The sequence below is a fragment of the Micromonospora sp. D93 genome (genome assembly GCF_018070365.1).
Lineage (GTDB): Bacteria > Actinomycetota > Actinomycetes > Mycobacteriales > Micromonosporaceae > Micromonospora > Micromonospora ureilytica.
This window is the reverse complement of record NZ_JAGPXW010000029.1, coordinates 59,456-70,639: the sequence shown is the minus strand read 5'-3', so window position 1 is coordinate 70,639 and position 11,184 is coordinate 59,456. Positions and strand designations below refer to the sequence as shown.

Annotated in this window: 12 protein-coding genes and 1 pseudogene; 1 reads left to right on the top strand and 12 read right to left on the bottom strand. The window is 71.6% G+C overall.

The window, feature by feature from the left end; translation table 11 throughout:
• Window positions 1-357, top strand: a pseudogene (locus tag KBX71_RS26585) (Uma2 family endonuclease); the annotation flags it as partial.
• 35 nt (window positions 358-392) lie between these two features.
• Here the strand turns inward: KBX71_RS26585 and KBX71_RS26580 are convergent.
• The 12 genes from KBX71_RS26580 to KBX71_RS26525 all read right to left on the bottom strand — a co-directional run bounded on the left by KBX71_RS26580 (window position 393) and on the right by KBX71_RS26525 (window position 11,152).
• Window positions 393-800, bottom strand: a complete 408-nt coding sequence (locus tag KBX71_RS26580) for a DUF5130 family protein (protein WP_210820536.1) — start codon at window positions 798-800, stop codon at window positions 393-395.
• Window positions 787-1,083 (bottom strand): hypothetical protein, encoded by a 297-nt coding sequence (locus tag KBX71_RS26575; RefSeq protein ID WP_196930456.1) that lies wholly within the window; start codon window positions 1,081-1,083, stop codon window positions 787-789. Before KBX71_RS26575 ends, KBX71_RS26580 begins: the two co-directional genes overlap by 14 nt.
• Before the next feature lie 75 nt (window positions 1,084-1,158).
• Window positions 1,159-2,622 (bottom strand): amidase, encoded by a 1,464-nt coding sequence (locus KBX71_RS26570; protein WP_210820535.1) that lies wholly within the window; start codon window positions 2,620-2,622, stop codon window positions 1,159-1,161.
• A 168-nt stretch (window positions 2,623-2,790) separates the two neighbouring features.
• On the bottom strand, window positions 2,791-3,792 hold the full coding sequence (locus KBX71_RS26565; protein ID WP_210820534.1) for an amidohydrolase family protein: 1,002 nt from the start codon (window positions 3,790-3,792) through the stop codon (window positions 2,791-2,793).
• Window positions 3,792-4,316, bottom strand: a complete 525-nt coding sequence (locus KBX71_RS26560; protein WP_124822655.1) for a 3-hydroxyanthranilate 3,4-dioxygenase — start codon at window positions 4,314-4,316, stop codon at window positions 3,792-3,794. Before KBX71_RS26560 ends, KBX71_RS26565 begins: the two co-directional genes overlap by 1 nt.
• A complete protein-coding gene (locus tag KBX71_RS26555; protein ID WP_124822654.1) occupies window positions 4,313-4,735 on the bottom strand; it encodes a RidA family protein in 423 nt (140 codons plus the stop codon). The genes KBX71_RS26560 and KBX71_RS26555 overlap by 4 nt, the downstream gene beginning before the upstream one ends.
• Entirely contained in the window at window positions 4,732-5,505 is a 774-nt protein-coding gene (locus tag KBX71_RS26550; protein WP_210820533.1) for a 2-keto-4-pentenoate hydratase, read from the bottom strand. Before KBX71_RS26550 ends, KBX71_RS26555 begins: the two co-directional genes overlap by 4 nt.
• Entirely contained in the window at window positions 5,502-6,563 is a 1,062-nt protein-coding gene (gene dmpG / locus KBX71_RS26545; RefSeq protein ID WP_210820532.1) for a 4-hydroxy-2-oxovalerate aldolase, read from the bottom strand. Before dmpG ends, KBX71_RS26550 begins: the two co-directional genes overlap by 4 nt.
• Entirely contained in the window at window positions 6,560-7,495 is a 936-nt protein-coding gene (locus KBX71_RS26540; RefSeq protein ID WP_210820531.1) for an acetaldehyde dehydrogenase (acetylating), read from the bottom strand. The genes dmpG and KBX71_RS26540 overlap by 4 nt, the downstream gene beginning before the upstream one ends.
• On the bottom strand, window positions 7,492-8,289 hold the full coding sequence (locus KBX71_RS26535; protein ID WP_210820530.1) for a 2-keto-4-pentenoate hydratase: 798 nt from the start codon (window positions 8,287-8,289) through the stop codon (window positions 7,492-7,494). The genes KBX71_RS26540 and KBX71_RS26535 overlap by 4 nt, the downstream gene beginning before the upstream one ends.
• A 20-nt stretch (window positions 8,290-8,309) precedes the next feature.
• A complete protein-coding gene (locus KBX71_RS26530) occupies window positions 8,310-9,791 on the bottom strand; it encodes a 2-hydroxymuconic semialdehyde dehydrogenase (protein WP_210820564.1) in 1,482 nt (493 codons plus the stop codon).
• Between the two features lie 23 nt (window positions 9,792-9,814).
• Entirely contained in the window at window positions 9,815-11,152 is a 1,338-nt protein-coding gene (locus KBX71_RS26525) for an NAD(P)/FAD-dependent oxidoreductase (RefSeq protein WP_210820529.1), read from the bottom strand.
• Between the last annotated feature and the right edge of the window lie 32 nt (window positions 11,153-11,184).

Here is an 11,184-nt window from a genome sequence, read left to right as displayed (position 1 = left end):
ATGGCACAGCCAACCGACGAGTGGCGGCCCGTTGCGCGCGAGTGGCGCGAGCAGGACCTGTTCGACCTTCCCGAGAATGGGAACCGCTACGAGATCATCGACGGGAGCCTGCACGTGACCCCACCTGCCGACGACGATCACCACGAGCTGGCCGACAGCATTCGGACGGCCATCGGGGCTGCGGCACCAGATGGATGGCGGATTATTCGTGAGATCGGGCTGGGGCTCCTGTCGGGCAATCTGATTCCGGATGTGACGGTGCTGAAGCCAAACACCCCACGTGGTGTGCGTTGGCATCAACCGCAGGGCGTCAGTCTCGTTGTCGAAGTGGAGTCGCCGATGAGCCGCCGGCATGACCGCTTCACCAAACCGGGCTTCGTCGTGTGTGTGGGTCAGCCCTTGCCGGCGTGGCTGGCGAGCTGGTCGAGGCCGTTGATGATGCCGCCGGCCAGGTCACCGCCGCTGAACGCGCCGACCATGGAGAGCGCGGCCAGCTTGGTGTACGTGTCGGGGATGCGCTTGCGGGCGTACCGCCCGGTGATGATCTCCAGCTGACGCTGGTTGGGCGAAACGGCGATCAGCACCGACTTGTCGGGCTCGGCGAGCTGACGGTGCAGCCGCTGGGCGTGCTCGCGAGTCGGCTCGTCGAGGCCGCCGACGAAGACCGAGAAGACCAGCCCGGTGCCCTTGTCGGCTAGGCGCAGGGCCTCGTCGATGCGCAGCAGCTGGCGGGTCGAGAACGGCCCGTCGAGCACCTCGGGCGGATTTTCCGACCCGGCCTGCTTCTCACCAACGGTCACTTGCGCCTCCGGTTCCACCGGCCGGCGCCTCGACGCTGGCCTGCTCAAGCTTGTGGCTGGTCAGCGCGGGCGCCTGCGCCCCCGCCGTCAGCGCGGTGCCGGCCGAGTCGGCCAGCTGCTCCGGGCGGCCCAGGAACCAGACCGGAGTGAAGTCGAAGGGCCGGCCCGGACGGTAGCGCTTGGCGCCACCGCCACCGCCGGTGGCACCCCCATGGCTACCGGCGTACGACAGGCCGGCGATGACCAGCACCGCGGCCAACGGGATGCCGACGAAGACCAGCAACGTCTCGGTAACAGACAATCCCAACGCCCCCAGGCGGAAGAAGGACGACCTTGAACAACCGGGTCGGATGGACGATCACAATGCCGACCGCCCGACTCCGTCACCATTCACGTTAGCGGAGTCGGCGGCCCGCCAGATTGCGGGGTGCCGATCCCATCCGTCACTGGAGTTCTCCAGTTGCGCAGCGGTAGCGATAAGCCGCGCGTCGTCGCCGTACCGGCCGGTGAGCAGCACCCCGACGGGCAGGCCGTCGGTCGTGGTGCCCAGCGGCAGGGAGACGGAGGGATCACCTGTGACGTTGAAGATGGCGCAGTAGGGCGAGAACCGGCGTTGCCTGTCGAAGTCGGCGGCCGGGTCCGCGTCGGCGGTGAACCAGCCGACGGGTGCCTGCGGGCTGGCCAGGGTGGGACAGAGGAGCAGATCGCAGCCGGCGGTGCGGCGGGCGCCGAGGCGCACCTGCGCCTGCAACTCCCCGAGGGTGGCGGCCAGGGTGCCGGCGGAGATCTCGGCGCCCCGGGCCCGGAGCAGCCGGGTCAACGGCAGCAGCTCGGCCTCCCGCTGCGGCGGCACCGGGACGAGCGCCAGCACGTACCAGAGGATCTCGAACAGCGGCCACGCCGCCGGCCCGAGCGGCGGCGGCACCTCGACCACCTCGTGGCCGGCGGCCGTGAGCAGCGCCGCGGCCCGGTCCACGGCGGCCACGCAGTCGGGGTGCACCGGTTCGTCGGCGAGCATCGGCGCGGTGAATCGGCCGATCCGCAGCGAGCCGGGCTCGGCCCGACGCGCGACGGCCAGATAACCGCCGGACGGCGCGGCCGGCGGCAGGTAGGGCTCGCCGGGGACCGGGACGGCCATGACGTCGAGCAGCGCGGCGACGTCGGTGACCGTCCGCCCGAGCGGGCCACTGGTGGGCAGGCCGAACGCGCCGGAGCCGATCGGCCCGCCGGAGACGAGGCCCCGACTGGGCTTGTAGCCGACCAGGCCGCAGAGCGACGCCGGGATGCGCAGTGAGCCGCCGCCGTCGGACCCCTGGGCGACCGGGATCAGCCCGGCCGCGACCGCCGCCGCCGCGCCGCCGCTGGAACCGCCAGCGGTGTACGCCAGCTGCCACGGGTTGCGGGCCGGCGGCGCGACCAGGCCCTCGGAGTAGAGCGAGCAGCCCAACTCGGAGGTGGTCGTCTTGCCCAGGCTGACCAGGCCGGCGGCCTTGATGAACCGGACCACGTCGGCGTCGACCGGCGGCACGAAGTCGAGAAAGGCGGCCGAACCGAAGGTGGTGCGGACCCCGGCGGTCAGCGTCAGGTCCTTGATCGCGGTCGGCACGCCGTGCAGCGGGCCGCGCTCCTCCATCGGCACCGCGTCGGCGGCGCGTGCGGCCTGCCGGGCGAGGTCCGGTGTGACGGTGACGAACGCGCCCACGGTGTCGCCGAGCGCCGCCACCCGGCTCAGGGAATGTTCGACCATTTCGACGCTGGACAGCTCGCCGCGGGTCATCGCGGCGGCCTGTTCCAACGCGGTCAGGTCGTGCGGCTCGGCCATGCCGTCATCCTGCCGGCCGTCAGCCCTCCGCGCAGCCGACACGCGCTGGCGACCGGAAACGGACCAACCGGACGCCCGGCCTGTGCGAGCAGCAGATCTTGGACAGTTTCCGTCAGCGGCTGACGGAAACTGTCCAAGATCTGCTCACGCCGGGGCGATGCGCTGTGCTCAGCCGTGCAGGAAGCGCAGGGCGTTGGCGGACAGGAGCTTGGCGCGCTGGTCGTCGGTGAGGAAGTCGGCCGCGTGGACCACCGCGCCGGCCGGGCGTTCGCCCAACGGGTACGGGTAGTCGCTGCCGACCAGCACCCGGTCCTCCCCCATCGTGTCGACAAGCAGCCGCAGCGCGGGCGGTGCGAAGACCACCGAGTCGACGCTGAACCGGTCGAGGTAGCTGCTCGGCGGGCCGGCGGACGCGCCCCGGACCAGGTCACCACGGCGGTGCCAGGCGTTGTCGGCGCGGCCGAGCCAGAACGGGAAGCTGCCGCCACCGTGCGCGAAGCAGATCCGCAACGTCTCGGGCACCCGGTCGAAGACGCCGCCGAGGATCATCGCCAGCACCGACAGGTGCGTCTCGGCGGGCATCCCGGTGAGCCAACGGGCCATCCAGCGGTCCAGTCGCGGCCCGCCCGGCATGTCCCACGGGTGGACGAAGACCGGTGCGCCCACCTCGGCGCAGTGCTGGAGGAAGGTGACCACGCCGGCGTCGTCCAGGTCCCGGTCGCCGACGTGGTTGCCGATCTCCACGCCCACGTGTCCGGCGGCGAGGCTCCGGTCCAACTCGGCGCAGGCGGCGTCCGGGTCCTGGAGCGGCACCTGGCAGAACGGCACCAGCCGGTCACCTCCGGCCGCGGTGACCTCCAGGGTCAGGTCGTTGAAGATCCGGGCGACCTTCACCGCCTGGTCGGCCGGACGGTCGTAGCTGAAGAAGACCGGGGTGGGTGAGACCACCTGCACGGCCACGCCGTCGGCGTCCATGTCGGCCAGTCGGCGCGACGCGTCCCAACACTCGGCGCCGACCGGACGGAACTCCGTCTCCCCCACCATGATCATGGCGGCGCGCTCGGAGTCGACCCGCAACCACGGCCAGCCGGACCCGCCGCACGCCACGCCGAGGTCCGGCCAACCCTTCGGTACGACGTGCGTGTGCACGTCGACCACACCTGGGGGCATCAGCCCTTGCCCGGGTGCAGGGTGCCGCAGTTGGCGCAGGTGCGCGCCTGCTCATCGGCGTAGAACGCCTGGAACACCGGGGGCAGGTCGGCGGCGATGTCGCGGACCTGCAACTCCACCTCGTGCACCTTGCCGCCGCACTCGGGGCAGTACCACTGGAACGTCTCCAGCGTGCCCTCCTCGCGGACCCGCTCGACGACCACGCCGATCGACCCGGCCTCCGGCCGCTGCGGCGAGTGCGGGGTGTTACGCGGCAACATCCACATCTGACCCTCGCGCACGTGCACCGTACGCGGCCCCTCCGGAGTGACCAGGTTGATGTGCATGTTGCCCTTGACCTGGTAGAAGAACTCCTCGTACGGGTCCACGTGGAAGTCGGTGCGCTGGTTGGGCCCGCCCACCACCATCACGATGAAGTCGTCCCCGCCGGGGAACATCTCCTTGTTGCCCACCGGGGGCTTCAACAGGTGCTGGTTGTCCGCGATCCAACCCGGAAAGCTGAACGGTTCGGCGATCTCACTCACGACTGACCTCCCGAGGGAAGAAGGGCCACGGCCTGGATTTCGATCAGCAGGTGCGGGTGCGGCAGCTGGTGCACCGCCACCGTCGTACGGGTCGGTCCGGAGGCGTCGAAGAACTCGGCCCACACCTCGTTGTAACCGCCGAAGTCGTTCATGTTGACCAGGTACGTCGTCACCTGGACGAGGTCGGCGAGATCCGCGCCGACCGACCGCAGCAGATCGCCGATGTTCTCGATGACGGCCCGCGTCTGCACCCGGATGTCGAGGTTCGTCGTACCGAACTCGTCCACGGACACACCGGCGAACGTGTTGTCCGCGCGCCGTGACGACGTACCAGAGACGAAGACGAACCCACCCGCGACCTTGACGTGCGGAAAAGCACCCCGAGGGACGGCTTTCCCGGCGACCACCCTGGCGGTCACGACGACGCCCGCAAAGACGCCGTGCCGAGCTTCTCGACGACCGCGCGGACGTGGGCACCGGGACGCAGCGGAACAGCTGCGGTGGCGGCGCCGGCCAGGAAGACCCAGCCGGACTCCAACCGCACCCCGTGCCGGCCCGCCAGCCGGATGCCCTCGTCGAGCGCCCGACGCGGATCACCGAGGATCGCCGCCGTCGAGCCGACCTGCGCCACCCGCCCGTCGACCTCCAGCAGCACGCCCAGGTTGTCCAGCCCCGCCGGCACCGGCGACCACGGCCCGATCACGAAGGCGGCGGCCGAGGTGTTGTCCGCGATCACGTCCGGCAGCGAGAAGCGGAAGTCCGCGTACCGGGAGTCGATCAGCTCGATGGCCGGGGCGACCGCGCGGACCGCCGTGGCGAAGTCGCCGACCGGCTCGCCCGGCTCGGGCAGCCGGTCCAGCAGGAACGCCACCTCCGGCTCGACCCGGGGGTGGATGTACGCGGCCGGGTCCACGGTGCCACCGTCGGGCACCCGCATCGCGTTGGTGAGCCGCCCCCAGATCACCTCGTCCACACCGACCTGGGCCATCTTCGCCCTGCTGGTCAGCCCCATCTTCAACCCGACCAACCGCTCACCGGCGTTCAGCCGGCGTTGCAGCAGCGCGGCCTGCACGGCGTACGCGGTGTCCACGTCGAGGCCGGTCTCGGCGGCGAGTTGCGGGATCGCGGTTGCGGTGTCGGCCGCCGCTCCCAGCTTGTCGGCGATCCCCGCGATGTCCACGCCGATCATGAGGGCTCCTTGTCGGCCAGGTCGAGTGCCACGTCCACGATCATGTCCTCCTGGCCGCCGACCATTCGGCGACGGCCCAGCTCGACCAGGATCGACCGGACGTCCACGCCGTACTTCGTGGAGGCCCGCTCGGCGTGCCGCAGGAAGCTGGAGTAGACCCCGGCGTACCCCAGGGAAAGCGTCTCCCGGTCCACCTGGACCGGCCGGTCCTGGAGCGGGCGCACGATGTCGTCGGCGGCGTCCATCAGCGCGAACACGTCGCAGCCGTGCTTCCAGCCGTGCAGCTCGGCGACCGCGACGAAGACCTCCAGCGGGGCGTTTCCGGCGCCCGCGCCCATGCCGGCGAGGGAGGCGTCGACGCGGACGGTCCGACCGTGCGCCGCGTCGGGGCCGGCCGGGCCGGACCCGGTAGTCCGGCCGTGCTCGACGGCGAGCACGCTGTTGGCCACCCCGAGCGACAGGTTGTGGTGGGCGTGGATGCCGATCTGCGTCTCCGGGGCGAGGACCTGCCGGTACGCGTCGACCCGCTGCGCCACGTCGGACATCAGCAGCCGGCCGCCGGAGTCGGTGACGTAGACGCAGTGCGCCCCGTACGACTCCATGAGCTTCGCCTGACCGGCCAGCCCGGCCGCATCGTTCATGTGCGACATCATCAGGAACCCGGCCACGTCCATGCCGTTCTCCCGGGCCCAGGAGATGTGCTGGGCGGAGATGTCCGCCTCCGTGCAGTGGGTGGCGATCCGGACGCTCGTCACCCCGAGTGCCTTCGCCGCCTTCAGGTCGGCGATCGTGCCGATGCCCGGCAGCAGCAGGGTGGTCAGTTTGGCGGTGGTCAGCACCTCGGCCGCCGCCGAGATCCACTCGGCGTCGCTGGCGGCGCCGTGGCCGTAGTTGACGCTGGAGCCGGCGAGGCCGTCACCGTGCGCCACCTCGATGGCGGCCACCCCGGCGGCGTCCAGCGCGGCGGCGATGGTGCGTACGTGGTCGACCGTGTACTGGTGGGCGATGGCGTGCATGCCGTCGCGCAGCGTCACATCCTGGATGTACAGGTCGGTCATGACGCGGCCACCTCCGAAGAACGCATGGCGACCAGCCGCTCCGCGGTGCGCAGCGCGGCGGAGGTCATGATGTCCAGGTTCCCGGCGTACGCGGGCAGGTAGTGCCCGGCGCCGGAGACCTCCAGGAAGACCGACACCTGCAGGGCGGTGATCCGCCGTCCGAACGTCGGCAGGTACGCCTCGACCCGGTCGAACTGCACGTCCTGCTTGAGTCGGTAGCCGGGGACGTACTCCTGCACTGCCGCCACCATCTCGGAAACGGAGGCGGCGATGGCGGCCGTGTCGGCGTCGACGTCCGGGCAGAGGCAGTAGACGGTGTCCCGCATCAGCAGCGGCGGGTCCGCCGGGTTCAGCACGATGATCGCCTTGCCCCGCTCGGCACCGCCCACCACCTCGATGGCGCGGGCCGTGGTCTCGGTGAACTCGTCGATGTTGGCCCGGGTGCCCGGCCCTGCGGACTTCGACGCGATCGACGCGACGATCTCCCCGTACGCCACCGGGGTGACCCGGCGCACCGCGGCGACGATCGGCACTGTCGCCTGCCCGCCGCAGGTCACCATGTTGACGTTCGGCTGGTGCAGGTGCTCGTCGAGGTTGACCGGCGGCACCACGTACGGGCCGAGTGCGGCCGGGGTCAGGTCGACCACAGTCCGGCCGTGTGCGCGCAGCACCTCGTCGTGACGTCGGTGCGCGCCGGCCGAGGTGGCGTCGAACACCAGCTCGACGTCGGCGAACTCGGGCATCGCGACGAGCCCGTCCACGCCGTCGGCGGTGGTGGCGACGCCGAGCCGGCGAGCGCGCGCCAAGCCGTCGGAGGCCGGGTCGATGCCGGCCATCGCCACCATGCGCAGGCTGTCACTGAGCCGCAAAACCTTGATCATCAGATCGGTGCCGATGTTTCCCGATCCCAGCACCGCCACGTTGGTGGTCACTGGTTGCCTCCATCACTGAAACACGTCCGCACCGAGCCGAGCCCGGAGATGCGGGCCTCGTACGCGGCGCCCGGGGTGACCGGCACCATCGGACCGAGCGCCCCGGAGAGCACCACGTCCCCGGCGCGCAGCGGGTCGCCGGCGCGGGCCAGGGTGTCGGCCAGCCACTGCAGGGCGTGCAGCGGGTTGCCCAGGCAGGCGGCGCCCGCGCCCACCGAGACCGGCTCCCCGGCGTGCTCCAACACCATTCCGCACAGTCGCAGGTCCACGTCGGCGAGCCGGCGCGGCGTGGTGCCGAGCACGAAGAGCCCGCTGGAGGCGTTGTCGGCGACGGTGTCCACGATGGAGATGTCCCAGGCGGCGATCCGGGAGTCGACGATCTCGATCGCCGGCAACACGTGGTCGACCGCGCGGATCAGGTCGACGGTGGTGAGCTGCGGGTTCGGGAGATCCTTGTCGAGCACGAAGGCGATCTCCGCCTCGACGCGCGGCTGGAGCAGCCGGTCGATGGGCACCTCGACCCCGTCGCCGACCGCCATGGCGTCGGTAAGCATGCCGAAGTCCGGCTGGAACACCCCGAAGGTCTCCTGCACCGCCCGGGAGGTCAACCCGATCTTCGCGCCGACCCGGCGTTCGCCGCGGCCCTGCCAGGCCCGCGCCTGGAGTTGCTGCACCCGGTACGCGGCCTCGACGTCGCCCTCCGGCAACAGCCGGCCCCGAAGCGGCGCGCAGGGCTTGCCGGTGCTGCGGGCGTCGGCCAACTCCCGGTTGGCGGCCTCGATGTCAGCTTCCATGCCTGCTCCCTCGCTACGGCTCACGACAGGTCCACGCAGACGTTCGTGAGTTCGGAGTAGAAGTTCAGCGAGTGCACGCCGCCCTCGCGACCGATCCCGGACGCCTTCACCCCGCCGAACGGGGTACGCAGGTCACGCAGGAACCACGTGTTGACCCAGACGATGCCGGCGTCGAGCCGGGCGCCGGCCCGGTGCGCCACACCCACGTCCCGGGTCCACACGGTCGCCGCCAGGCCGTACTCGGTGCCGTTGGCGAGGGCGTACGCCTCGTCCTCGGTATCGAACGGCGCGACGTGCACCACCGGGCCGAAGATCTCCTCCCGGTTGGTGCGGGCGTCCGGGCCGAGCCCGGTGAGCACCGTCGGCTGCACGTACGACCCGCCGTCGCGGGTATCCCCGAAGGTGGGCGTGCCGCCGCCGGTGAGCACCTCGGCGCCCTCGGACCGGGCCAGCTCGTACGCGCCGAGCACCTTCGCCCGGTGCTGGTGGGAGATCAGCGGCATGGTGGCGGTCGCCTCGTCGGTCGGCCACCCGTACGCCAGCTCACCGGCCCGCTTCGCCAGCCGGGCGGTGAACTCCTCGAAGACCGGGCGCTGCACGTAGATGCGCTCGGTGCAGAGGCACACCTGCCCGCCGTTGGTGAAGCTGGACCGCACCGAACCGGCCACCGCCGCGTCCAGGTCGGCGTCGGCGAAGACCAGGCCGGCGTTCTTGCCGCCGAGTTCGAAGCTGACCGCCTTCACCCCGTCGGCGGCGGCCCGCATGATCGCGCCGCCGGTGGCCGACTCGCCGGTGAAGGTGATCGCGTCGACGCCGGGGTGGCGGGTGAGGAACTCGCCCGCCGAGTCCGGCCCGAAGCCGTGCACCAGGTTGAACACCCCGGCCGGTACGCCGGCGGCGGCCATCACCTCGGCGAGCACCGTCGCCGAGGCGGGAGTTTCCTCACTGGGCTTGACCACGACGGCGTTGCCGCAGGCCAGTGCCGGGGCCACCTTCCACGTGAGCAGCAACAGCGGCAGGTTCCACGGCACGATGACCGCGACCACGCCGACCGGCTTGCGCAGCGCGTAGTTGAGCGCCCGGCCGCCGGTCGGGGTGACGGTCGTGAACGACTCGGTGGGGGCGGTCGCCACGATCTCCGCGAACGCCCGGAAGTTCGCCGCGCCTCGCGGAATGTCCAGCGTGCGGGCTTGGGCGATGGACTTGCCGGTGTCGGCGACCTCGGCGGTGACCAGGTCGTCGAAGCGCCGCTCCAGCTCGTCGGCGACGCGGCGCAGCACCTCGGCGCGCTCGCGCTCCCCCATCCGGCCCCACGGCCCCCGCAGCGCCGCCCGGGCGGCGGCCACCGCGTCGTCCACGGTGGATGGCGATGCCTCGGCCACCTCGAAGACCTGCTCGCCGGTGACCGGGCTGGCCTTGGTGAACGTCGTCAGGCCGTCAACGAACTCGCCGGCCACGAAGTTGCGCAACCGGTGCGGGCCGGCCGGGGCGTGACCGGCCATCAGTCGCGGATCCCAGCTGCCGGTCATGCCTGCCTCCCTCGGCTCAGTGCCGCGCCGATCGCACCGACCAGCAGCAGCGCGGCACCACCGACGACCGCTCCGAGCACCCGGTGCTGTCGGCGAACCCGGCGGCGAACCTCCGCGTACGGGGTGGTGGAGAACGACACCAGCTCGTACTGGGAAACGTACCGGCCGGGCAGAGCCCGTTCCAGTGCGTGCTCCACCCGCCGCCGGGTCTGGAAGATCGGGGAGGCGACCTTGTCCCGCATCTCCACGAAGTTGGTGAGCGCCATCGTCGCGATGGCCTCGGCGTTCTCCTGTCGGCGCCGCTGGAACAACGGCAGCGCCGCCAACCAGTCGTCGGCGCACTCGTCCAGGCAGCGGTCCAGCTCCACCACGTCCTCGAAGGCGCAGTTGGCGCCCTGGCCGTAGAACGGCACGATGGCGTGGGCCGCGTCGCCGAGCAGGCCGACCTTCCCGTTTACCTGCCAGGGGGTGCAGCGCACAGTGCCGAGCACGCCCACCGGGTTGTGCTGGTAGTCGTCCACCAGGTTCGGGGCCAGCGGCACCACGTCCGGGTAGTGCTCGGTGAAGTGCCGTTCGATCTCCGCCGGGCTGGTCAGCGAGGCGAAGCTGCCGGCACCGTCGTTGGGCCAGAACAGCGTGCAGGTGAACGAGCGGTCCGGGTTCGGCAGCGCGATCATCATCGAGGTGCCCCGCGGCCAGATGTGCAGCGCGTCCGGGTCCAGGGCGAAGTCCCCGCCCAGCGGCGGAATCGTCAACTCCTTGTAGCCGTAGTCGAGGAAGTCCACGCTCTCGTCGAGCAGCCCGTACGCCAGCAGTTGCCCACGCACCGCGGAGCCGGCGCCGTCGGCACCCAGCACGACCGACGCCTTCGCCGCGACCGGGCCCTGCGGGGTCTCGAAGCTCAGGGCGCCGTCGGTCGGGTCGAGCCCGACCAGCCGGTGGTCGAAGACGACCCGCACCCCGGGCAGCGCGGCGGCCTCGTCCAGCAGGGCGTTGTTCAGCGCACCCCGGCTGATCGAGTTGATCGCCCGGTCGCCGGCCGCGCTGTACGACTGGAACTGCTGCTCGCCCTCGACCGGGTGGATCATCCGGCCGCGCATCGGCAGCGCGTCGGTCATCACCTGCTCGGCCAGCCCGATCCGGCGCAACGCGTCCAGGCCGCGCTCGGAGAGCGCCAGGTTGATCGAGCGACCTCGCTCGGCGGTGCCGGCACGCGGGTCGGAGCGACGCTCGTAGAGGGCCACCGGGTAACCACGCCGGGCCAGGAAGCAGGCCGCCAGACAGCCGGCCAGTCCGGCGCCGATGATCGCGACCTCGTCGCGCCGCGCGGTCATGCTGAGCCGCCTTTCGTTCGCGACTGCGGGGC

Excerpts from the sequence above, each read along its gene's own strand:
- KBX71_RS26570 (WP_210820535.1), bottom strand. The coding sequence starts at position 2,622 with ATGGCCGAGCCGCACGACCTGACCGCGTTGGAACAGGCCGCCGCGATG.
- KBX71_RS26565 (WP_210820534.1), bottom strand. The coding sequence starts at position 3,792 with ATGCCCCCAGGTGTGGTCGACGTGCACACGCACGTCGTACCGAAGGGT.
- KBX71_RS26550 (WP_210820533.1), bottom strand. The coding sequence starts at position 5,505 with ATGATCGGCGTGGACATCGCGGGGATCGCCGACAAGCTGGGAGCGGCG.
- dmpG (WP_210820532.1), bottom strand. The coding sequence starts at position 6,563 with ATGACCGACCTGTACATCCAGGATGTGACGCTGCGCGACGGCATGCAC.
- KBX71_RS26535 (WP_210820530.1), bottom strand. The coding sequence starts at position 8,289 with ATGGAAGCTGACATCGAGGCCGCCAACCGGGAGTTGGCCGACGCCCGC.
- KBX71_RS26530 (WP_210820564.1), bottom strand. The coding sequence starts at position 9,791 with ATGGCCGGTCACGCCCCGGCCGGCCCGCACCGGTTGCGCAACTTCGTG.
- KBX71_RS26525 (WP_210820529.1), bottom strand. The coding sequence starts at position 11,152 with ATGACCGCGCGGCGCGACGAGGTCGCGATCATCGGCGCCGGACTGGCC.